Raw genomic sequence first — 21341 nt, forward strand, 5'->3', positions numbered from 1 at the left:
AAACTCTGGGGAATCCACGAGGGGAACTCTGGGGAATCTGATTCCCTCTCCCCCTAGCAAGGGAAGCGGAAGGCCGCCGGAGCCGTCCCGTGGTCTGATTCCGTCACGGACCTCCACATGCCGCGGCCCCGCGCAGGGGAGGCGGAGGGCAGCCGAAGCGGTCCCGTGGGTCGCGGGTCGGTCTCGCTCGGCGCGCCTGCGTCCGCAACCGGGTGTCGCCGCCCTACAGTCGGAGCGTGACCGCGATGACGCCAGTGCCCGATCTCTTCCGCGAAGCCGTCGCGGCGCTGCAAGCCGTCCGGCCGCGCCCGGAGATCCGCCTGGAGACGATGCGTGCGCCGCAGCGGCTCGCGCCGTGGTCCTATGCGTTGAGCTGCGACGTTTCCGGGCCCGCAGACGTGCTGGCGTCCGGCAGGCTGGTGCTGCTGCACGACCCGGACGGCCAGGAGGGCTGGGACGGCGTGCTGCGGCTGGTCATGTACGTCCGCGCCGAGCTCGACCGCGAGCTGGCCACGGACCCGTTCCTCCCGGCGGTCGGCTGGTCGTGGCTCACCGACGCGCTGGAGGCCTCCGGAGCGTCGTGGAAGGCGCTCGGCGGCACCGTCACCGAGACGTCCTCGGCCCGGTTCGGCGACATCTCCGGTCCGGCCCGCACCGACGACCTCGAGCTGCGGGCGTCCTGGACCCCCACCGACGGCGCGCTCGGGCCGCACGGGCTCGCGTTCTGCCAGGTGATGGCGAGCGTCGTGGGGCTGCCTCCGGTGGGCGTCACGCTGTTCGAGCAGCGGCAGAGCTCCTGATTTCCTAAGTTCACCCGGTCGGGCAGCGTCTCCGCCGCGCTTGCACGCGCACGAACGCGCCTTCCCGGGCGGATCCGGGCCCCCGCGGCGCTCCGGCGGGATCTTCGGCGGGGCTTCCGGGCGTCCGCTCCCGACCGTCCATCGTGGACCGCAGCGGGCGCTGCTCCGGATGCTGCACGTTCGTGGCCGGGCGTGATCACAGGCAGTGAACCCCCGGTAACCAGCTCCGACGCGGTTTCCGGGCCCTTTCCGGGCACTCCGGCCAGGAGCGGGCGGCCGCGCGGCGCGGGCGACAAAACATGAAAGAAAATGATCTTGCCCCGGCCGGGGCGCATTTCCGGATCCGGATCGCGGGGGCGGCGGCCCGGCTCCGCGAGCACCCGCAGGTGCACGGGCCATCTGCACGCCCGTTTCATTGCCGGTAACTCAGGTGCATCGCAGCCCGGTCGTCAGTTGTTAACAAGACTTCGATCGTTAGTCCGATCGTGTTACAACGACCTCGCTGAGTGACGAACTGTTTCGGATAGATACCCATTCGATCCCCCCGCAACGGCGTCCGGACGGCTACAGTGCCTGGGACGACACCACTTTCGGTCTAAAGCTGGCGCGGCTGAACGGCCGAAGGTCCCGGTGCCGGTCGGGGGGCACGACCGACTCCAGGGAGGTAGTGACGTGGCTACCGTCGGCTTATCTCAGGCCGTCCGATCCACGCCAGCCGGCGCCTTGCCGGCGAGCATGGTTCCGCACCCGCGGGAAGAGCTTTTTTCCGTGTTGGTGGTCGATGACCACCCGCTGTTGAGGGAGGCAATCGCAGCACGACTCGCACAAATGGGTGCGGGCACTGTCCACGAAGCCGCCACGGTGGCCGAGGCGAGGGCGCGAGCACAGGCCACCGGCCCGTGCGACCTGGCGATCCTCGATCTCGGACTGCCGGACGGCAGCGGAATCGAACTGGTTACGGAACTCCGTAGCCACGGCTGGCCGCGCGTGGTGGTCCTGGCATCCTCCGACGACCCGTACGCGGTGCGCTCCGCGTTCCAGGCCGGAGCTCAGGCGTACCTGCTGAAGTCGGCGTCGCCGGTGGTGGTCACCGACGGCGTGCGCCGGGTTCTCGAAGGCGGCGTTTACGCCGACCCGAGCGTGGCCCCGGTCCTGGCGACCGGCACGCGAGTGGCGGGCACCGACAACACCCCGCGCGAGCTGTCGGCTCGCGAGGTGGAGGTGCTCCAGCTCGTCGCGGACGGGCAGTCGAACAAGGAGATCGGGGAGGAGCTTTCCCTCTCCGCGCTCACCGTCAAGTCCCACCTGTCCCGCATCGGGCGCAAGCTCGGCACGGGCGACCGGGCGCAGATGGTCGCGCTGGCGATGCGAGCCGGCGTGATCCGCTGACGACGACGAACCCCGTCCCTGCGGGGCGGGCGGACCAGGCGCGGTCCGCCCGTCCCGTAGGGTCGTCGGACATGGGAACTGCACAGGCGGACGGAGCCCGGACCGGAGACGAGACCACCGACCCCTCCGGGGACTCCCGAACGCCGGTGCTGCTCAGGGAACCGGCGGAGGGCACCCCACCGGTCGTGGCCGATCCCGACGCGCTCGCCGAGGCGTGCGCGCGGCTCGCCGCGGGCTCGGGCGCCGTGGCCGTCGACACCGAACGGGCGTCGGGCTATCGCTACTGGCCCAAGGCCTATCTCGTCCAGCTGCGCCGCGAAGGCTCCGGCACGGTGCTGATCGACCCGATCGCGCTCGCCGACGACCTCGCCCCGCTGCGGGACGTCCTCAACGACACCGAATGGGTGCTGCACGCCGCGTCCCAGGATCTGCCGTGCCTGGCGGAGCTGGACCTGCGGCCGCGCTCGCTGTTCGACACCGAGCTGGCCGGACGGCTGGCCGGGTACGAACGCGTCGCGCTGGGCACGCTCGTGGAGCTGCTGCTCGGGTACACCCTCGAAAAGGGCCACAGCGCCGCGGACTGGTCGAAGCGTCCGCTGCCGATCGACTGGCTCAACTACGCCGCGCTCGACGTCGAGCTGCTCAACGAACTGCGCGCGAAGCTCGAGACCGAGCTGGCCGCGCAGGGCAAGCTGGAGTGGGCGCAGCAGGAGTTCGAGGCCGTGCGCACCGCTCCCCCGCCCGCGCCGCGCGCCGAACCGTGGCGCCGGACGTCCGGGGTGCACAAGATCCGCAGTCCGCGCGGCCTCGCCGCGGTGCGCGAGATGTGGCAGGCCCGCGACGAACTGGCCCGCAAACGCGACCGCGCGCCGAGCCGGATCCTGCCCGACAGCGCGATCGTCAACGCGGTGACCTCCGACCCGAAGACGGTCGAGGAGCTGCAGGCGCTGCCGGTGTTCAGCGGACGCGTGCAGCGCAAGTACACCGCCAGCTGGCTGCGGCACCTCCAGGCGGCCAAAGCGCTGCCGGCGAGCGAGCTGCCGAGCCCGAGCCAGCCCAACGACGGTCCGCCGCCGGTGAACCGCTGGGCCGACAAGGACCCCGACGCCGCCGCCCGGCTGGCCGCCGCGCGTGCCGCGTTGGCCGCGATCGCGGAGGACCGCAAGCTGCCGGTGGAGAACCTCCTGCTGCCGGATTTGGTCCGGCGCACCTGCTGGCGTCCCCCGGCCGATCTCGCGGAGGACTCGGTCGCGGACGCGCTGCGGGCGGGCGGGGCGCGGCCGTGGCAGGTCGAGCTGACCGCGGCGGTGCTGAGCAAGGCGTTGCACAGCACGGCTTCCTGACCTGCGCTGGGTGGTTCAGACCTCTAGGTGAGACCTCACGTACGGCGACGCGTCGGTCGGCGGTAGCCGAGCGACCGCGCCACGCCGGTCGCCGTGGTGACCACCGCGGGCACCAGATGGGCTACCGAGGTCGTCTCCCGGCGTCCCACGACCGCGACCGCGGCGGTGACCCGTGACGTTGCGTCGCGGATCGGGGCTGCGACGGCGACCGCGTCGTCGGCGAGTTGGCGATCGGCGACGCAGTAGCCGGTGCGGGCGATGTCGGCGAGTTCGGCGCGCAGGGTTTCCGGGTCGGTCGTGGTGTGCGGGGTTTCCGCGGCGATCGGGCTGGTCAGCGCGGATTCGCGGGTGTCGGCGGCGGCGTGCGCGAGCAGGACGCGGCCGGTGGCGGTGGTGGTCGCGGGAAGGCGGCTGCCGGTCGTGGTCAGGATGCCGACCGAACGGTGTCCGGCCAGCCTGGCCAGGAACACGACGTCAGTCCCGTCCAGCACGGACAGGTGCACGTTTTCGCCGGTCGCGTCGAACAGGTCGCCCAGGTACGGCAGGGCGATTTCGCGGATCGACGCCCTGGCCAGCGACAGCGAGCCCAGCTCCCACAGCTTCAGGCCGAGGTGATAGCCGCCGCGTTCGTCGCGGACCAGCGCTCCCCAGTCGGCCAGCTCGCCGACCAGCCGGTGTGCCGTGCTCAACGGCAGGCTCGCGGACTGGGCGATTTCGGTCAGGGAAAGGACCGGCGTCCGCGGGCTGAAGCAGTCCAGGACCGACAGCAGCCGCGCCGCCGCGGTGGGTCTGGCTTCCATGTGGCGGAAGTCTGATTGAGGCCGGGCCTCGGCGCAAGCGACACTGCGGGCGTGGGTCGGCCAAGCGAGTCAGTTGTGATCACCGGGGCGGGATCGGGTCTGGGGCTGGGAGCGGGACTGACGCTCGCGGCGCGCGGGCATCGGGTGTTCGCCACCGTCGAACGGGACGACCAGATCGAGCCGACGCGGGCGGCGTTCGCCGAGCGCGGGCTCGCCGCGGAGGTCTCCCGGCTCGATCTGCTCGATCCGGCTGATCGCGAGGCAGCGGCGGCGCTCGACGCGTCCGTTCTGCTCAACAACGCCGGATTCGGTGCGGAAGGTCCGCTTCTGCGCACGGATTCCGCCGTGGTCCGGAAGACGTTCGAGGTCAACGTCTTCGGCACGCTCGAGCTGACGCGACTGGTCGCCGATCGGCTCGTCGCCGCCGGGCGCGGCGGGCGGATCGTGTTCGTGACGTCGGTGGCCGGGCTGTTCGTCGCGCCCGGGGCGGGTCCGTACGGGGCGAGCAAGTTCGCCCTCGAAGCCATGGCGCAGGCGGTTCGCCAGGAACTGCGGCCGCACGGGATCGAAGTCCGGGTCGTCGAGCCCGGGCCGTTTTCCACGGGATTCAACGAAAAACTCGTCGAGAACGCACCTGCCTCGGAGCACGACTTTTCGGATTTCCTCGCGATGCAACGCGATCCGGCGCAGGCGGTCGAGACGATCGTTCGGGTGGCGGTCGAATCCGGGTCGTACCGGACGATCGTGCCGGGCGAGTTCGGGGCGATCGTGCGCGAGCAGCAAGATCGGCTGTGGGCCGAGACCGACCTGGTCGATCCGTGAGAAAGTGCGACAGCACACCAGTACGAGACAGGAGCACATGACAGTGAAGATCGCGGTTCTCGGGGGCGGACACGGTTCCTGGGCCACGGTGGCGGAGCTCGCCGAGAACGGCCACGAAGTGCGCTGGTGGCGGCGGAACGCCGAGGCGCTGGAAGCGGTGCGCGCGACCGGAGCGGTGAGCGTCCGGGATTACCGAGGTTCCCGATCGGTGCCGGTGGGCGACGGCGCCGGGGAGATCAACCCGGTGGCGGACCTCGCCGAGGCGGTGCGCGACGCGGCCCTGGTCGTGATCCCGCTGCCGTCGACGACGCACGACGACCTGGCTCCTCAGCTCGCTCCGCTGCTGACCGAGGGCCAGGTGGTGTTCATGCCGCCGGGCACGTTCGGTTCGATGGTGTTCGCCAAGGCCGTCGCGGCGGCGGGCGGCAGTGCGGAGATCGCGTTCGCCGAAGCCGGGACGCTGCCGTATCTCGCGCGCCGGCACGGGGACGCGGAAGTGGTGATCAGCGGGTACGCGACCCGGCTGCCGACCGGGGTTTTCCCGTTGCGGCTGGCGGAAAGCGCGTTCAAGACGCTGCGCGAGGCGTACCCGAGCGTCGAGGACGCGGGCGACGGGCTCAGCGGCGCGCTGATGAACGCGGGCCCGATCATCCACCCGCCGCTGATCACGATGAACGCCGGTCCGCTGGAGCATTTCGCCGCCTGGGACATCCACAACGAGGGCACACAGCCGTCCATCCGCAGCGTCACCGACGCGCTGGACGCCGAGCGGGTCGCGCTGCGCGAAGCGTTCGGCTACGGCGCGCCGCACTTCCCGCTGGCCGATCACTACGCCGCCGACGGCGACGAGTGGATGTACGGCCGCTCGGCGCACGAGCGGCTCACCGACAGCGGCGACTGGCGCGAGAAGATCGACCTCCACACGCACCGCTACATGGTGGAAGACACCCGGCTCGGGCTGTCGCTGCTGGTGTCCGCGGGCCGGTGGGCCGGGGTGCCGACGCCGGTCGCGGAAGGCCTGCTGGCGCTCGGTTCCGCGATCACCGGCCGCGATTTCTACGCCGAGGGACGGACTTTCGAGAACCTCGGCCTGGCGGATCTCGACCGGGCCGGGCTGACCGAGCTGCTGCGGGACGGAGTCCAGTCGTGATCGCCATCGTCGGCGCCGGGCGGATGGGCGAGGGCATCGCGCTGGCCTTCCTCGCGGCGGGACATCCGGTGCTGCTCGCGGACGTCAAGAACCGCACCGAGGAGGAACGCCAGCTCCGGCGCGACGAGGTCCGCAAGCGTCTCGCCGACCGGCTCCGCGCGATGTTCGGCCACGCGGACGCGCTGGAAAGCCTGACGCTCGGCGACCGTTCGGCGAAGGAACTCGCCGACGCGACCGTGGTGTTCGAGGCCGTGCCGGAGGTCATGGACGTCAAACGCGAGGTGTTCGGCTGGCTCGGTTCGCAGGTGCCGGAGTCGGCGGTGCTGGCCTCGACGACGTCGACCTTCCTGGTCACGCAGATCGCGGAACTCGCCGAACGGCCGGAGCGGGTCGTCAACGCGCACTGGCTCAACCCGGCCGAGCTGATGCCGCTGGTCGAGGTCAGCCGCAGCGACGCCACCGACCCGGCCGCGGTCGACCGGCTCGTGGAACTGCTGCGCGAAATCGGCAAGGTGCCGGTGGTGTGCGGGCCCGCCGCCGGGTACATCGTGCCGCGGCTGCAGGCGCTGCTGATGAACGAGGCCGCGCGGATGGTCGAGGAAGGGGTAGCCGGAGCCGCCGAGATCGACCTCGCCGTGCGCGCCGGGCTCGGGCCGCGGTTTTCGGTGCTGGGCCCGCTGGAATTCATCGACTGGGGCGGCGGCGACATCCTGTACTACGCCTCGCGCTACCTGACCGGCGAACTCGGCGAGCGGTTCCAGGCGCCCGCGATCGTCGAGGACAACATGACCGGCCAGCGGCGCGGCCTCCAGGACGGAGCCGGGTTCTACCGCTTCGACCAGGCCGGGGTGCCCGACTACCGGGCGGCGCGGATGCGGGAGTTCGAGGAGATCTTCCGGCTGCGGGAACCGCATTTGCGGGACGGGACGCCGGTTCCGGTGCGTCCGGAGGACGAATCGGCGGAGTGATCCTTCGACGGCCGCGGGTTCGGGCCCGCGGCCGTCAGCACTCCTTCAGCCAGCCGGTTGCCTGGACGGTGCGCGGATGGGCATCGCCGAAAACCGCTTTGAAGCCGGACACCACGGCTTCCAGCTCGGCCACAGCACCCATTCGGTCGCCGCGTTGGGCGGCGGCTCGGGCCAGTGTCGCGCGGAGGCCGAGTACCACGGGGTGTCCGGCTGGCCAGGCACCGGCGGCCAGCACGGTTCGCGCGGAGTGCTCCGCTTCGTCCAGGTTGCCGCTCTCGACGCAGGCTTGCGCGAGGGTGCCGCGCAGGAGCAGCGCGCCTCGGCCTCGCGCTTCAACCAGAAGCTCGCGGAGCAGGTCGGCTGCCTCGGCGGCTTGCCCCGCTTTCAGCAGCACGGTCGCCAGGCTTTCCGCCAGAGCTTGCCGCTTCCCGTACAACTCGCGCAGCGGAGCGATCGCCGCCTCCGGATCCCCGGTTTCGGCTTGCACCACCAAACGGAGACCGCGGATCGCGTCCCGTTGCTCGTCGGTCTCGCAGAGCGCATCCTCGTCCGACAGCAATTGTTCGACTGCCTCGTAGCGGTTGAGTGCGCGCAGCAGGGCGATCTTCCGCCGTCGTCCGGCTTTCGTCCGAAGGTGCGCCGGGCCGAGTTCAGCCGCGCAGTAGCCGACATGCGCGTCCAGGACCGCCAGCGCGTCTTCGTACTGCGCCGCCACGGCATAGGCTTCCGCGAGGAACAGCTGGGTCTTGAAGGTCGCGGGCTGGCGCGCGCCCCACGTTTCCTCGAACAGCTCCGCGGTGCGTTCCAGCAGCGGGATCGCCTCTGCCGGACGGCCCTGCGACGTCTGGCACCACGCCAGATTCGCCCACGCGGCAAGGGTGTTCGGCTCGCGCGGACCGAAGACGTCCGTCAACGCGGGCACCAGGTCCGCGTAGTGCCGTTCGGCGGCGGGCCAGTCCTCGTTCTTGACCAGCGACTGACCCAGCAGAAGCCGCCTACGCAGGTTCGGCACGCTGTTCGGGTTGCGCGCCTTCGCGAGGGCGGACTGCAGCGCGGCGACCTCGTCGGCCGGCTCTGGCTTCGTGCGGAAGAGTCCCACTTGGACAGTCTGCCTGCTGCGCCGTTCAATCCTCCGTCAACCACCCGGATGCTTCGACGGCATCCGGATGCTTCGGACCAAACGCCTCCGCAAGCAGCAGCCGTGGCCGGGCCATCAGGGCTGCCCCGCGAACCCGGGAGTGTGCCGTCCCCCACTCGACCGGGCCACTCCCCTGGTTACCCACCGGTAACAAGGGCTAGGGTGCGGGACAGGAACACTCTCGACTTCAGGAGCATTCGTGGCCGCACCAGCAACGCCGCCGCTCGCGCCCACCGCGCGAGGGGTGCGCAATGTCGTCTTCGTCGAAGGGGTACGCACGCCCTTCGGCAAGGCGGGCGACAAGGGCATGTACGCCGGGACCCGGGCGGACGACCTCGTCGTCAACGCCATCCGCGAGCTGCTGCGGCGGCATCCGGAGCTGCCGCCCGAGCGAGTGGACGAGGTGGCGATCGCCGCGACGACGCAGATCGGCGACCAGGGCCTGACCATCGGCCGCACCGCCGCGCTGCTCGCCGGGCTGCCGAAGTCCGTGCCGGGCTTCGCGATCGACCGGATGTGCGCGGGCGCGATGACCGCGGTGACCACCACCGCGAGCGGCATCGGCTTCGGCGCGTACGACATCGCCATCGCGGGCGGCGTCGAACACATGGGCCGCCACCCGATGGGCGAGGGCGTCGACCCGAACCCGCGGATCGTCGCGGACAAGCTGGTCGACCCGACCGCGCTCGTGATGGGCCAGACCGCGGAGAACCTGCACGACCGCTTCCCGGAGATCACCAAGGAGCGCACGGACGCGTTCGCCGCGCGCAGCCAGGAGCGCTACGCCGAGGCCGTGAAGACCGGCAAGATCGGGCCGGAGCTGGTTCCGGTCGCCACGCGCAGCAAGGAACTGGGCTGGGGCCTCGCGACCGAGGACGAGCCGCCGCGCCCGGGCACGACCGTCGAGCAGCTGGCGAAGCTGAAGACGCCGTTCCGCCCGCACGGCCGGATCACCGCGGGCAACGCGGCCGGGCTGAACGACGGCGCCACCGCGGCGATCCTCGCCGACGAGGACACCGCGCGCGAGCTGGGCCTGCCGATCGGGATGCGGCTGGTCGGCTACTCGTTCGCGGGCGTCGAGCCGGAGGTCATGGGCATCGGCCCGGTGCCTGCCACCGAGAAGCTGTTCAAGCGCACCGGCCTGTCCATCGACGACATCGGCCTGTTCGAGATCAACGAGGCGTTCGCGGTGCAGGTGCTCGCGTTCCTCGACCACTTCGGCATCGCCGACGACGACCCGCGGGTCAACCAGTGGGGCGGCGCGATCGCGTGCGGCCACCCGCTGGCCTCGTCCGGCGTGCGGCTGATGACGCAGCTGGCGCGCCAGTTCGCCGAGCGCCCCGACGTGCGCTACGGCCTCACCACGATGTGCATCGGCATCGGCATGGGCGGCACCGTGATCTGGGAAAACCCGGCCTACAACGGCTCTGAGGGGGCGAAGTAATGACTTTCACCGCTGAAGAGGCGAAGGCCGCGTTCCCGGACGAGGTCGTGACCAACGCCGTCACGAACCTGGTCAAGGTCCCGGGGCTGGACAAGCCGGTCGCACTGATCACGTTGGACAACGGCCACGACCACACGCGGCCGAACACCTTCGGCCCGCAGGGTCTCGTCGCGCTGAACACCGCGCTGGACGAGGCGTTCGCCGCCGAGCCCGCCGCGATCGCGGTCACCGGCAAGCCCTTCATTTTCGCCGTCGGCGCGGACCTTTCCGGCGTCGAAGCGGTGTCGGACCCGAAGCTGGCGCGCGAGATCGCGCAGACCGGGCACGACGTGTTCCGCCGGCTCACCGAGTCGAAGATCCCGACGTTCGGGTTCGTCAACGGCGCGGTGATGGGCGGCGGGCTCGAACTCGCGCTGTCCTGCCACTACCGGACGCTGTCGGAGAACACCGCGGCGATCGCGTTCCCCGAGGTGTTCCTCGGCCTGTTCCCGGGCTGGGGCGGCACGCAGCTGCTGCCGAACCTCATCGGCCCGGACGCCGCCGTCACCGTGATCATCGAGAACGCGCTGGCGCAGAACAAGATGCTGAACGTGCGCAAGGCCGCCGAACTCGGCATCGTCGACGAGGTCTTCGGTTCCGCGGACTACCTCGAGCAGTCGCTGCTGTGGCTGGCCAAGGTGGTCAACGGCGAGATCACCCCGGCTCGCCGGGAAATCGACCGCGGCGCGGAGTGGGACGCGGCCATCGCACGGGCCAAGTCCATCGTGGACGGTCGCACGCACGGTGCGTCGCCGGGCGCGACCAAGGCCGTCGAACTGCTGGAGCTGGCGCGGGAGAACGACCTCGACCGCGGTTACGCGGCGGAGACCGACGGGCTCGCCGAACTGCTGATGTCGGACGTGCTGCGCGCCGGGCTGTACTCGTTCAACCTGGTCAACAAGCGGGCGAAGCGGCCGGCCGGTGCGCCGGACAAGTCGTTGGCGCGCAAGGTGAACAAGGTCGGCATCGTCGGCGCGGGCCTGATGGCCAGCCAACTGGCGCTGCTGTTCGTGCGCCGCCTCAAGGTGCCGGTGGTGCTCACCGACGTCGACCAGGCGCGCATCGACAAGGGCGTCGGCTATGTCCACGAGGAGATCGACAAGCTTCTGGCCAAGAAGCGCGTGTCCCCGGACGGCGCGAACCGCCTGAAGGCGCTCGTCACCGGCTCGCTCGACAAGGCCGCGTTCGCCGACGCGGACTTCGTGATCGAGGCCGTGTTCGAGGAGCTGGGCGTGAAGCAGCAGGTGTTCGCCGAGCTGGAGCAGCACGTCTCCCCCGAGGCGATCCTGGCCACGAACACCTCGTCGCTGTCGATCACCGCGATGGCGTCGAAGCTGCAGCACCCGGAGCGCGTGGTCGGCTTCCACTTCTTCAACCCGGTGGCCGTGCTGCCGCTGCTGGAGATCGTGCGCGGCGAGAAGACCGACGACGCGGCGTTGGCGACGGCGTTCTCGGTCGGCAAGCAGCTGAAGAAGTCGAGCGTGCTGGTGAAGGACGCGACGGCGTTCGTCGTGAACCGGCTGCTGCTGCGCTTCCTCGGCGAGGTGCTGGTGGCGGTGGACGAGGGCACGCCGTTCGACGTGGCCGACTCCGCGCTCGAGCCGCTCGGCCTGCCGATGTCGCCGCTGAACCTGATGCAGCTCGTCGGCCCGGCCATCGCGCTGCACGTCGGCGAGACGCTGCACGGCTCGTTCCCGGACCGCTTCACCGTGAGCGAGAACCTGGACAAGTTCGTGAAGGCGGGCAAGAAGGGCGTCTGGACCTGGGACGCGACCGGCACGCCGTCGGTCGACCCGGAGGTCGCCGCACTGTGGACGCAGGGCGACCAGCCGTCCACCGCCGAGCAGGTCCGCGACCGCGCGCTGAACGCGATCGCCGAAGAAGTCCGGATCATGCTCGACGAAGGCGTGGTCGCGGAGGCCCAGGACATCGACCTGTGCCTGATCCTCGGCGCGGGCTGGCCGTTCTGGCTGGGCGGCATCACGCCGTACCTCGACCGGGCGGGCGTGTCCGAGCGGGTCAACGGCAAGCCGTTCCTCTCCCAGGGAGTCGCTTCAGTTCCGGCGTAACGCCTCGGCGGAGCCGCCCTGTTCCATGCAGGGCGGCTCCGCCGTGAACCCGGACACATCGAGCGCTTCGTGACCTTCTGAGCACCAGCCGTTCACCACTGCCCCATAGCGTCCTGCCGAATCATCGGAGCAGGTCAGGAGCAGGATGAACAGCACGAACCCGGACGGCGTCGGCCGTCGCGGATTCCTCAAGCGCGCGGGACTGGCCGGCGCGGTCGCGGCCGGGGTCCCGGTGCTCGCCTCGGGCCAGGCCGACGCGGCGGGCCTCGATCTGGGGCTCGACCTCGGGATCGATCTCGACTGGCTGTTCGGCCGCCGCTACCAGTGGGTCGTCGGCGATCACCACACGCACAGCCAGTACTCGTACGACGCGATGTACACCATCGACCGGATCGCGTCCGGCGCGCGCGAGCACGGCGCGAAGTGGATCGTTTTCACTGATCACGGGCACGCGACGCACGAGAAGTCGTCGGTGGAGCCGACCAGCCGCGACGTGCTCGCCGCGCAGCGGAGGCATCCGGATCTGCTGCTGTGGCAAGGCATGGAGTGGAACGTGCCGGGCGCAGAGCACGCGACGCTGTTCTTCCAGGCCGGACGCGACCAGGCCACCGTGCTGCGCGAGTTCGAGCGCGGCTTCGACTGGCGGCTGACGGGTTCCGAATCGTCCAGCCCGGAGCACGAAGCGTTGGCGCTCAAGGGTTTGCGGTGGCTTGCCGAGCAGGAACGCAAGCGCCGGATCCACGCACCAGTCGTGCTGATCAACCACCCGCTGCGCAACGGCCGCGTGTCGCCGCACGAACTGCGCAACTACCGCGACACCGCACCCGGAATCGTGATCGGCATGGAAGGCGCGCCCGGCGCGCAGGCGGACGGATTCCCCAAGCCGCAAGGCAATGGCGGTGCGCGAGGCGGCTACGCCAACAATCCCGGCGCGGACTCGTGGCCCGGCTTCCCCGCCGAGGCGTACCGCACGTTCGGCGGCTGGGACTGGACCACGGCGAAGGTCGGCGGGCTGTGGGACTCCCTGCTGGCCGAAGGAAAACCGTGGTGGATCACCACGAACTCCGATTCGCACTACAACCGCGGCGACCAGCTGGTGCGCCCGGCGGTGCCGGACGGCTGGTACGAGCAGACCGGCAAGTACCCGGACCCGGTCGACAGCGGGGTCCCGCAATTGTCCGCGCCGTACGCGGATTTCTACCCCGGCGAGTTCAGCCGCACCGTGGTCGGCGTGTCCCGGCCGGGCTTCGAGGGCGTGCTGGAAGGCCTGCGCGCGGGCCGGATTTGGCTGTCCCACGGCGGTCTGGTGCAACAGCTGGAAGTCGGCGTGCACGGCAGCGGCGACTGCGCGACGTTCGGCGGTCGGCTGCGCGTGCGCCGGGGCTCGACGGTGATGGTCGTTGTTTCCGCGGTGACCGCATACCGGCCGAACGGGTCGGGTTCGGTGCCGCGCCTAGGCCGGCTGGACCTGATCTCGGGCCCGGTCACCGGCCCGGCGGCGGATCGCGACACGATAACTGCGCCGGGTACGCGAGTGGTCGAGTCGTTCACACCTTCGCGCGGCTACGCGGGACGGCGGGTGACGTTCAAACACACGTTCCGCAACGTGCGGGAGCCGTTCTACGTCCGGGTGCGCGGGACGGACGGGAAGCGGCACGTCGCGGGCGGGATCGAGCCGGCGGTGGACGTGATCGGGCAGGCGAATCCGTACGAAGACCTGTGGCTGTACGGGAACCCCACGTTCGTCGACGTCCACTGAGGACAGTCAGGAAGGCGCGGTTCCGGCCGCGCCTGCCTGCTCAGCCGTCACTCCGGGAGATCCCGGCCTTTCCCCTCTCGGGTGCACAGCACCGCCGCCAGACAGACGACAAGCGCCCCGATCCACACCACGCCCAGCAGCGTCGTCCCGCCGCCCGCCGTCAGGACCAGGCTGGCGGCGATCGCCGGGGTGAAGCCCGCCCACAGGGTCGAGGCGCCTTGGTAGCACAGGGAAGCTCCGGTGAACCGCACCCGGGTCGGGAACAGTTCGGCGAGGAACGCCGCGTACGGACCGAGAACGACGCCCTGGAGCCCCTGCCCGACGGCCACCGCCACGGCGTAACCGAGCGCCGACCCGCTGCCGACGAGACGCAGCATCGGGAAGGCGAACGCCATCATGGCGACGATCCCGGCGATCATCACGGGTTTGCGGCCCACCCGGTCCGAGAGCAGCGCACTGCCCACGGTGGCGCCGAACATGAGGACCGCCGCCCAGGTCTTGGCGTTGAGCACGGCGGTGCGGTCGGCTCCGTGGCCCACCGCGAAATCGACCGCCCACATCGTGGCGATGCCCATCATGCCGAACATGGCCAGCCCGGCGAACAGGCCGAGGACGACCTGGCGGGAGTGCCCGGCGAACACCTCCGCCAGCGGCATCCGGCGTTCCGCCGCCTCGGCCTGGAACTGCCGGAACAGCGGGCTTTCCTCGACCGAGGACCGCACCCACAGCCCGACCGCGACCAGCACGAGGCTGAGCAGGAAGGGGATCCGCCATCCCCAGCTGAGGAAACTCCGGTCCGGCAGCAGGCTGGCGAGCGTCACCGCGCCGCTGGCCAGCACGGCGCCCGCGGGGCCGCCCAGGTTGGCGAAGCTGGCGGCGAACCCGCGTTTGCCGCCGGGCGCGTGTTCGAGCGCGATGGTCATCGCTCCGCCCCATTCGCCGCCGACGGCGAAGCCTTGCAGCACCCGCAGCACGATCAGCAGCGCCGGTGCGGCCGCGCCGATCTGGGCGCTCGACGGGAGCAGCCCGATCAGCGTGGTGGCCAGGCCCATCGTCAGCATCGACACGACCAGCACGCGTTTGCGGCCGAGCCGGTCGCCGAAGTGCCCGAAGACGATCCCGCCGAGCGGGCGCGCGGCATAGCCCGCCGCGAGGGTGCCGAAGGAGGCGAAGGCGGCGAGACCGGGTCCCAGGCCGGTGAAGAAGACGTGCCCGAACACGATCGCGGCGGCGGTCGCGTAGAGCACGAAATCGTAGAATTCGATGGCGCTGCCCAGAAAACTGGACGCCAGAACCCGCCGCAGGTGCTTGCGGCCGAGCCCGTCGACGAGAGCGGGTGCCTCTTGGGCGGAGTTCGCGGTCACGCTTCACCGACCGGCTGCGGGACACGGGATCCGGCCCGCGCGAACCTGATCACCTGCAAGTCGTCGGGCACCAGGACCGGACCGTCGTAGGTGTCCCGCGCGCCACGCCAGATCGACGGGTCCGCGTCGCCGGGAACGAGGTGGTGCAAGGCCAATGCCCGCGCGCCTGCCTCGGCGGCCACTCTCCCGGCTTGCTGCGGCGAACTGTGCGACTTGCGGTGGTGCTGCTTCGCCGCGCGCGCGACTTTCGGGTCTTCGTCGGCGTAGCTTCGCTCAACCCAGTCGAAGTCGATCGCTTCGTGCATCAGTAGGTCGGTGTCTTCGGCCAGCCGGACCAGGTTCTCGCAGTAGGCCGTGTCGCCGGAAATCGTCACCGATCCCCCGTCGGTGTCGAACCGGAACGCGAACGCCGGCGCGACCGGAGGATGCCGCACGAGCGTCGCGGTGACACGCACGAGTTCGTCCCGGTAGACCTCGAACGGCTCCATTCCGGACGGGCACGGGTTGTCGTTCGGGTGGTAGCCGATGTCCTGGGGCACCGCGATGTCGCTGGCGGTGAAGAAGCTCAGCGGGGATGGCCGCAGCGAGTCGAGCATGCGGTCGGTCAGGTCGGTGCTGTAGGCCTGCAACAGCTTCGTCACCATCTCGGCGGTACCGGGCGTCGGGTTGTCCGGGAACGCCGGACGGGGTGCGACGTCCGCGACCGGCGAGACCGGCGGCAGCGCACCGCGGTTGCCCGGCCCGAGGATCGCGACCGGGCGCTGCCGCGGGCTCCGCATGGACATGAAGCCGAACACGGTCAGCGCCGCCAGGTCGACGGTGTGGTCGGAATGCAGGTGCGTCAGGAAAACGCCGCGCAGCGACCGGAGCGGGATGCCGGCTCGGCTCAGCTGCTCCCCCGCGCCCTGCCCGCAGTCGACCAGGTACGCGGTGCCACCCACGACGACCGCGGTGGCGATGCCGGACCGGCGCGGACCGGGGCCGGAGCCCCACCACCTCGGCCCGCCCGCGGTGCCGAGCGCGACGGCGTACGGCGGGGCGGATTCTGGGGATTCTGGCTGCATGCGGACCTCCACGTTGAGCAAGTCCGGCTCAGTATGGGAGGCTCCCGATCTCAGGAAAAGCCATAAAAGATGCGGATCTTTTTAAGAAGAACTGATGAAGGAACTCACTCTCAGACAGCTCCAGTACTTCGTCGCGGTGGCGGAGAAAGGCTCGATCAGCGACGCGGCCCGTGCTCTGCACGTCTCGCCCGGGGCCGTTTCGCAAGCGCTGACCGACCTCGAGTCCAGCCTCGCCGTTCAGCTGACCCTGCGCAGGCGGGCCACCGGCGTGACGCTCACCCGCGCCGGACGGCTGGCCGCGGACCAGGCCCGCGCGGTGCTCGCCGAGACCGACCGGCTGCGCGACACCGCGCACGTCATGCGCGGCGAACTGGTCGGCACGCTGCGGATCGGCTGCTTCCCGACGCTGTCGCCGTGGCTGCTGCCCAGCATCATCGAGCACTTCCTCCGCGAACATCCCGCGCTGCGCCTGGAGATCGCCGAAGGCCCGTCCGACGAACTCCAGCGGCAACTGGCCGACGGCGACATCGACGCGTGCCTGATGTATTCCGCGCATCTGCGCCGCGGACTCGACCACGAACGCATCGCCCCGGTCCGGCTGCGCCTGGTGCTGCCCGCGAACCACCGCCTCGCCGGCCGCGACGAGATCGCCCTCGCCGAACTCAGCGCCGAGCCCGCCGTGCTGACGTCCCTGCAGCCCGCGCGCGATCTGGTCGAGAACCTGATGCGGCACGTCGGCGTCGAACCGCGGGTCGGCTGGAGCATGTCCAACGTCGACACCATCCGCGCGATGGTCGCGCGCGGGCTCGGCTATTCGCTGCTCATGGGGAGACCGCACGGCGACCTCAGCTACGACGGGCTGCCGCTGATCTACCGGCGCATCGCCGACGACTTGCCCGAGAACGCGGTCGTGCTCGCCCGGGTCCGCGGCAGCAAACCCACGGCCGCGCTCGCCGAGCTCACGGAATTCTGCCTCCGGGAGTTCGGGACCGAAGGCCGTCCAGTCCAATGAGGACAGTCGACGGCCGTGCTCAGACCTCGATGACGGTCAGCAGCCGGTCGAGCCCGGCGAAGTCCTTGAGATTCATGGTGAGCAACGGGATCTGGTGCGCCGCCGCCGTCGCCGCGATCTGCAGGTCCATCCGGCGGGGACGCGGATCCCGCCCGAACCGGCGGACCAGTCCCGCACCCGTTCCGTACATCTTGGCTTCGTCGACGCCGAACGGCAGCACCGCGAACTGGTCGAGAACACGGCGGTAGCGCTCGATCCGTTCCGCGAGCCGGACCGGATCGTCGGTGACGAGGCCATAGGCCAGCTCCGCGACGGTCACCGAACTGACCGCGGGCACCGAGGACGCGTACTGGCCCAGATCGAGCCGCTCGAGATCGATGACCACGGAAGTGTCGAGCAGCACCCGGGACGGAGCGGTCACTGGTCTTCGCCGGGATCGCCGATGCGGTCCGGCCCGAAGACAGCGTCGTCGGCTTCCCGCTCGCGACGCCATTCGGCGCTGTCCATCGGCGGCAGCCCGCGGAAAGCTTCCTGGATGTCGCCGAGCGTCCGGTCTCGCCGCGGCTCCTCCGGGGCGCGGTGCGGCACCAGGTCGGCTACCGGCTTCCCGTTGCGGGTCACCACAAACGACTCGCCTGCTGCTACGCGGCGCATGATCTCCGCGTTGTCGTTGCGCAGCTCTCGCTGGCCGATTGTGTACCCCATAGGCAGGAGTGTAGCAACCTTTTCTCTTATGTGCTACATAAGTGCTACACCGCCGGCAGTCGCACCGTCACCGCCAGCCCGCCGCCGACCACTGGCTCCGCGGACACCGTCCCGCCGTGGGCCTGCACCGCCGCCCGCACGATCGAAAGTCCCAGTCCCGCACCGGAACGCGCCGTCCGGGCCACGCCGGCGCGGCGGAACGGCTGGAACAGTTCCGGCACGGCCGCCGGGTCCAGCAGCCCGCCCGACGAACGCACCCGCAGCGTCGACCATTGCGCGCCCGGCTCCGTCGTCACCTCGATCCAGCCGCCGTCGACGTTGTGCCGCACCGCGTTCTCGACCAGGTTCCCGGCGATCCGTTCCAGCAAGGCCGAATCCCCGATCGCGGGCGAGGGCTGCATCGCGAAATCCGCGCGCAGGCCGCGTTGTTCGGCCTCGCCGCGGACCGCGGACCAAGCCCGTTCCACGAGCACGGTCAGGTCGACCAGTTCCCGCGTCACCAGACCGGCTCCGTCGGTCCTGGCCAGCAACAGCAAGGAGTTCACCAGCTGTCCCGCCCGGTTCGTCGCGTCCAGCACGACCCCGGCCATCCGGCGGAATTCGGCCTCGTCGGCGTGTTCGTCGGACAGCGTGACGTCCAATTCCGTGCGGATCACCGACAGCGGCGTGCGCAATTCGTGGCTCGCGTTGGCGACGAAATGCCGCTGCGAATCGAACGCGTCCTGGAGCCGGTCGAGCATGTCGTCGAATGTCCGCGCCAGCTCGGCCAGTTCGTCGCGCGAGCGGATCTCGCCGATGCGCTCCCCCATCGACTCGATCGACAGCCGCCGCGCGGTCCCGGTGATCTCGCGCAGCGGCCGCAGCACGCGGGACGTGAAGGTCCAGGCGAGGATCGCCGCCGCGGCCACCACGAAGCAGAACGCCAGCGAGCCGAAGATCAGCACCCGGGTGACCGCGTGCTGACGCAGGTGCTGCGCGAGCGTGGACGCGTCCACGTCGGTGCCGTCGACCCGCACGATGGTGCCCGGCGGCATGTGCGGCACGGCGTCGACGGCGTCGCCGACGAGCGTCCACGCCAGCCACAGCAGCAGCAACCCCGCCGCGGCGACCAGGACGGTCGCCAGGACGGTGACGCGCACCCGCAGGCTGCGGGCGCCGGGAAGCTTCACTCGGAACCGGCGACCGACACCCGGTAGCCCGAGCCGACCACGGTCTCGATGATGCCCGGTTCGCCGAGCTTCTTGCGCAAGGTCATCACGGTGACCCGGACGGTCGTGGTGAACGGGTCGGCGTTCTCGTCCCACACCCGTTCGAGCAGTTCCTCGCTGCTGACCACGGATCCGCCGGCGGACAGCAGCACCTCGAGCACGCCGAACTCCTTGCGGGTCAGCTCGACCGGCCCGCTCGCGCGCCGGACGGTGCGCTTCGCCGGGTCCAGCTCGACGTCGCCCGCGGTGAGCAGCGGCGGCGCGGCGGGCGTCGCGCGGCGGCCCAGCGCCCGCACGCGCGCGACCAGCTCCGGGAACGCGAACGGCTTCGCGAGATAGTCGTCCGCGCCCAGGGACAGCCCGTCCACCCGGTCGGACACCGAACTGCTCGCGGTCAGCATCAGCACGCGCGTCAGCTCGCCGGACGTCACGATCTCGCGGCACAGGTCGTCGCCGGACATCCCGGGCAGGTCGCGGTCGAGCAGCACCACGTCGTACCGCGTGACGGACGACTTCTCGTGCCCGTCGTCGCCCGTGAGCGCGATGTCGACGGCCATGCCCTCCCGCCGCAGCCCGCGGGCGATCGCGTCGGCCAACGGCTCTTCGTCTTCGACTACCAGAACTCGCACCAGACCACAATCCCATAGTTTCCTGAGAGCACCTGAGAAGCCTTAGTGGACACTCGCGTTCAGCCCCACCGCAACGCGAACCACAGCCGCATTCGCGTTTCCGGGTCGGCCAGCTCGACGCCCAGCGCCCGTTCCACCTGCCCGATCCGGTGCCGCACGCTGTTGCGGTGCACGCCGAGTTCGGCGGCGGTCCGGTCCCAGCTTCCGTGGTTCGCCAGCCACGTTCGCAACGTCGGCACCAGCTCGCGGCCGTGCGCGCGATCCAGTTCTCGCAGCGGGGCCAGCAGTCGTTCGGCGAACGCGCCTGCCGCGGCGGGCGGGATCAGTTCGTCGAAGCCGAGCGGGTCGGCGCTGGCGGCCAGCGGACGGGCCAGCGCGCGGGCGCGGGCGAGCAGCAGTTCGGTTTCCGCGACGGCAGCGGGCAGGTCCGCGGCGGCGTGCGGCGGACTGGCGACCGCGAGCCAGCCGTGTTCCACGAGCCCGTCCAGGTCGCTGGGTTCGCCTGCGATGGCGTAGAACCGAGGGCCGGGCAGGACCTGGACCAGCGGGGTGTCGAGCCGGGCGCGCAGCCAGTCCGGCCGGCGGGCGAGTGCGTCCGGACCCTTTCGGTGGGCGATTCCGACGACGAGCCGTGCTTGGTCGCTGCCGACGACTCCGGCGAGCGCGTCCGCGCCGGGACCGCCGAGCAGCAACGCTGTCGCCGCGGCACCAAGTTCCGCGCTGTCTGACCCGGCGCGGCCGACGAGGCCCAGCAGTGCCGCACCGACGGCCAGGATCGCCCGGTCTCCGCTGTCGAACCGTTGCGCCCGGGCGACCACGACCAGGTGCGCGGCGGTCGCCTGCGGATAGACCGGCTGTGCGACAACATGCGTGCCGTCCGGCAATTCGGTGGAGGCGATGCGGATTCCGGAGCGAGCGCGCAAGGTCGCGAGCAATTCATTCACCGGCGACGGCAACGGCTGCGGCGCGTCGTAGCCCGCCGCCAGTACGTCCCCGGAGCCGACCATCGCGACCCACCCGCGCAAGCGTCCGGCGAGCGCGGCGACCAACTCCCCCAGGCCGCCGCCAGCGGCTCGCGTCAGCGCTTCGCGGCCTTCCGCCAGTCGCCGTTCTTCATGCCGCCCCGCTTCGGCGAGCGCTACTGCGACGGCGCGGTTGATCGCCAGGAACGGCGTCGCGGGCGGCACGACCAGCAGCGGCAGGCCGTGCTCCGCGCAGGCGTCGCGCAGTGAGGACGGCAGGGTTTCCGAGACCGTCGGGGTGAGGCCGAAACCGAGCGCGGTGACGCCCGCGTCACGCAGCCCTCGGACGTAGCGGTCGGCGTCCTTCGGCAGGTTCACGCCCGCGGTCAGCACGAGTTCGGCGCCCACCAGGTACGGCGCGGGGTCGGCCAGTTCGCTCACGTGCGCCCACCGCACCGGCCGGTCCAGCGCGCCCGGACGGAGCGTTTCGGGCACGACGTCGAGCGCCAGCTCCGGGTTGCCCGCGACGGTGCGTAGTGGAACTGTCACCTCTGCGGGCAACAGCACGTCCTGGTGGGTCATTTCAACCAATCTCCGGCGAAGTCCTGGATACATCGTCCCATGCCGCCGCGGGGTCGCCCGACCCTACGGTGTCCCGCAAGAACCCCACCCCGTT

Annotated in this window: 19 protein-coding genes; 10 read left to right on the forward strand and 9 right to left on the reverse strand. The window is 70.8% G+C overall.

The features are described 5' to 3' along the window. Positions 1-236 precede the first annotated feature (236 nt). The 3 genes from EIZ44_RS26295 to EIZ44_RS26305 all read left to right on the forward strand — a co-directional run bounded on the left by EIZ44_RS26295 (position 237) and on the right by EIZ44_RS26305 (position 3532). A complete protein-coding gene (locus EIZ44_RS26295; RefSeq protein ID WP_037819065.1) occupies positions 237-800 on the forward strand; it encodes a DUF3000 domain-containing protein in 564 nt (187 codons plus the stop codon). Positions 801-1472: 672 nt separating this feature from the next. After that, a complete protein-coding gene (locus EIZ44_RS26300; protein ID WP_033291604.1) occupies positions 1473-2189 on the forward strand; it encodes a response regulator transcription factor in 717 nt (238 codons plus the stop codon). Between the two features lie 71 nt (positions 2190-2260). Continuing rightward, positions 2261-3532: a ribonuclease D gene (locus EIZ44_RS26305; protein ID WP_240691421.1), complete on the forward strand. Its 1272-nt coding sequence runs from the start codon at positions 2261-2263 to the stop codon at positions 3530-3532. A 35-nt stretch (positions 3533-3567) separates the two neighbouring features. Here the strand turns inward: EIZ44_RS26305 and EIZ44_RS26310 are convergent, their stop codons facing one another. Next, on the reverse strand, positions 3568-4332 hold the full coding sequence (locus EIZ44_RS26310) for an IclR family transcriptional regulator (RefSeq protein WP_134731808.1): 765 nt from the start codon (positions 4330-4332) through the stop codon (positions 3568-3570). Between the two features lie 75 nt (positions 4333-4407). Here EIZ44_RS26310 and EIZ44_RS26315 point away from each other — a divergent pair, with 75 nt between their 5' ends. The 3 genes from EIZ44_RS26315 to EIZ44_RS26325 are packed head-to-tail and all read left to right on the forward strand — an operon-like array spanning position 4408 to position 7272. Then, positions 4408-5154: an SDR family NAD(P)-dependent oxidoreductase gene (locus tag EIZ44_RS26315; RefSeq protein WP_167754281.1), complete on the forward strand. Its 747-nt coding sequence runs from the start codon at positions 4408-4410 to the stop codon at positions 5152-5154. Positions 5155-5191: 37 nt separating this feature from the next. Beyond that, a complete protein-coding gene (locus EIZ44_RS26320) occupies positions 5192-6304 on the forward strand; it encodes an NAD/NADP-dependent octopine/nopaline dehydrogenase family protein (RefSeq protein ID WP_240690770.1) in 1113 nt (370 codons plus the stop codon). Beyond that, positions 6301-7272, forward strand: coding sequence for a 3-hydroxyacyl-CoA dehydrogenase NAD-binding domain-containing protein (locus tag EIZ44_RS26325; protein WP_134731812.1), 972 nt, complete (start codon positions 6301-6303; stop codon positions 7270-7272). The genes EIZ44_RS26320 and EIZ44_RS26325 overlap by 4 nt, the downstream gene beginning before the upstream one ends. Positions 7273-7306: 34 nt before the next feature. On the opposite strand, the gene EIZ44_RS26330 is transcribed toward EIZ44_RS26325, so the two are convergent. Then, complete coding sequence (locus tag EIZ44_RS26330; protein ID WP_205673306.1) at positions 7307-8371, reverse strand: tetratricopeptide repeat protein; 1065 nt, start codon at positions 8369-8371, stop codon at positions 7307-7309. A gap of 283 nt (positions 8372-8654) precedes the next feature. On the opposite strand from EIZ44_RS26330, the gene EIZ44_RS26335 reads away from it, so the two are divergent. From EIZ44_RS26335 to EIZ44_RS26345, 3 genes are all read left to right on the forward strand, one after another. Beyond that, positions 8655-9854 (forward strand): thiolase family protein, encoded by a 1200-nt coding sequence (locus EIZ44_RS26335; protein ID WP_037819076.1) that lies wholly within the window; start codon positions 8655-8657, stop codon positions 9852-9854. Continuing rightward, a complete protein-coding gene (locus tag EIZ44_RS26340) occupies positions 9854-11962 on the forward strand; it encodes a 3-hydroxyacyl-CoA dehydrogenase NAD-binding domain-containing protein (RefSeq protein WP_134666421.1) in 2109 nt (702 codons plus the stop codon). The genes EIZ44_RS26335 and EIZ44_RS26340 overlap by 1 nt, the downstream gene beginning before the upstream one ends. 145 nt (positions 11963-12107) lie before the next feature. After that, positions 12108-13721: a PHP domain-containing protein gene (locus EIZ44_RS26345; protein WP_134731816.1), complete on the forward strand. Its 1614-nt coding sequence runs from the start codon at positions 12108-12110 to the stop codon at positions 13719-13721. 47 nt (positions 13722-13768) lie between these two features. On the opposite strand, the gene EIZ44_RS26350 is transcribed toward EIZ44_RS26345, so the two are convergent. Beyond that, positions 13769-15085 (reverse strand): MFS transporter, encoded by a 1317-nt coding sequence (locus EIZ44_RS26350; RefSeq protein WP_134731818.1) that lies wholly within the window; start codon positions 15083-15085, stop codon positions 13769-13771. Beyond that, positions 15082-16149: an MBL fold metallo-hydrolase gene (locus EIZ44_RS26355; RefSeq protein WP_134731820.1), complete on the reverse strand. Its 1068-nt coding sequence runs from the start codon at positions 16147-16149 to the stop codon at positions 15082-15084. The genes EIZ44_RS26350 and EIZ44_RS26355 overlap by 4 nt, the downstream gene beginning before the upstream one ends. A 94-nt stretch (positions 16150-16243) precedes the next feature. Between EIZ44_RS26355 and EIZ44_RS26360 the strand changes: the two genes are divergently transcribed. After that, on the forward strand, positions 16244-17161 hold the full coding sequence (locus EIZ44_RS26360) for a LysR substrate-binding domain-containing protein (RefSeq protein WP_051729680.1): 918 nt from the start codon (positions 16244-16246) through the stop codon (positions 17159-17161). A gap of 19 nt (positions 17162-17180) precedes the next feature. Here EIZ44_RS26360 and EIZ44_RS26365 read toward each other — a convergent pair whose 3' ends face one another. From EIZ44_RS26365 to EIZ44_RS26385, 5 genes are read right to left on the reverse strand one after another with little or no spacing between them, the layout of a single operon-like run. After that, entirely contained in the window at positions 17181-17582 is a 402-nt protein-coding gene (locus EIZ44_RS26365) for a type II toxin-antitoxin system VapC family toxin (RefSeq protein WP_240691422.1), read from the reverse strand. Continuing rightward, complete coding sequence (locus EIZ44_RS26370) at positions 17579-17866, reverse strand: type II toxin-antitoxin system Phd/YefM family antitoxin (RefSeq protein ID WP_134731824.1); 288 nt, start codon at positions 17864-17866, stop codon at positions 17579-17581. Before EIZ44_RS26370 ends, EIZ44_RS26365 begins: the two co-directional genes overlap by 4 nt. Positions 17867-17910: 44 nt before the next feature. Further along, entirely contained in the window at positions 17911-19035 is a 1125-nt protein-coding gene (locus EIZ44_RS26375) for a sensor histidine kinase (RefSeq protein ID WP_134731831.1), read from the reverse strand. Further along, the gene (locus tag EIZ44_RS26380; RefSeq protein ID WP_009075614.1) at positions 19032-19703 is read right to left on the reverse strand and encodes a response regulator transcription factor; all 672 of its coding nucleotides are present in this window, start codon (positions 19701-19703) and stop codon (positions 19032-19034) included. Before EIZ44_RS26380 ends, EIZ44_RS26375 begins: the two co-directional genes overlap by 4 nt. A 59-nt stretch (positions 19704-19762) precedes the next feature. Next, positions 19763-21247 (reverse strand): PucR family transcriptional regulator, encoded by a 1485-nt coding sequence (locus tag EIZ44_RS26385; protein ID WP_134731833.1) that lies wholly within the window; start codon positions 21245-21247, stop codon positions 19763-19765. Positions 21248-21341: the final 94 nt, after the last annotated feature.

The sequence above is a fragment of the Amycolatopsis nivea genome (genome assembly GCF_004522235.1).
Lineage (GTDB): Bacteria > Actinomycetota > Actinomycetes > Mycobacteriales > Pseudonocardiaceae > Amycolatopsis > Amycolatopsis nivea.

Excerpts from the sequence above, each read along its gene's own strand:
- EIZ44_RS26305 (WP_240691421.1), top strand. The coding sequence starts at position 2,261 with ATGGGAACTGCACAGGCGGACGGAGCCCGGACCGGAGACGAGACCACC.
- EIZ44_RS26310 (WP_134731808.1), bottom strand. The coding sequence starts at position 4,332 with ATGGAAGCCAGACCCACCGCGGCGGCGCGGCTGCTGTCGGTCCTGGAC.
- EIZ44_RS26320 (WP_240690770.1), top strand. The coding sequence starts at position 5,192 with ATGACAGTGAAGATCGCGGTTCTCGGGGGCGGACACGGTTCCTGGGCC.
- EIZ44_RS26340 (WP_134666421.1), top strand. The coding sequence starts at position 9,854 with ATGACTTTCACCGCTGAAGAGGCGAAGGCCGCGTTCCCGGACGAGGTC.
- EIZ44_RS26345 (WP_134731816.1), top strand. The coding sequence starts at position 12,108 with ATGAACAGCACGAACCCGGACGGCGTCGGCCGTCGCGGATTCCTCAAG.
- EIZ44_RS26355 (WP_134731820.1), bottom strand. The coding sequence starts at position 16,149 with ATGCAGCCAGAATCCCCAGAATCCGCCCCGCCGTACGCCGTCGCGCTC.
- EIZ44_RS26360 (WP_051729680.1), top strand. The coding sequence starts at position 16,244 with ATGAAGGAACTCACTCTCAGACAGCTCCAGTACTTCGTCGCGGTGGCG.
- EIZ44_RS26370 (WP_134731824.1), bottom strand. The coding sequence starts at position 17,866 with ATGGGGTACACAATCGGCCAGCGAGAGCTGCGCAACGACAACGCGGAG.
- EIZ44_RS26385 (WP_134731833.1), bottom strand. The coding sequence starts at position 21,247 with ATGACCCACCAGGACGTGCTGTTGCCCGCAGAGGTGACAGTTCCACTA.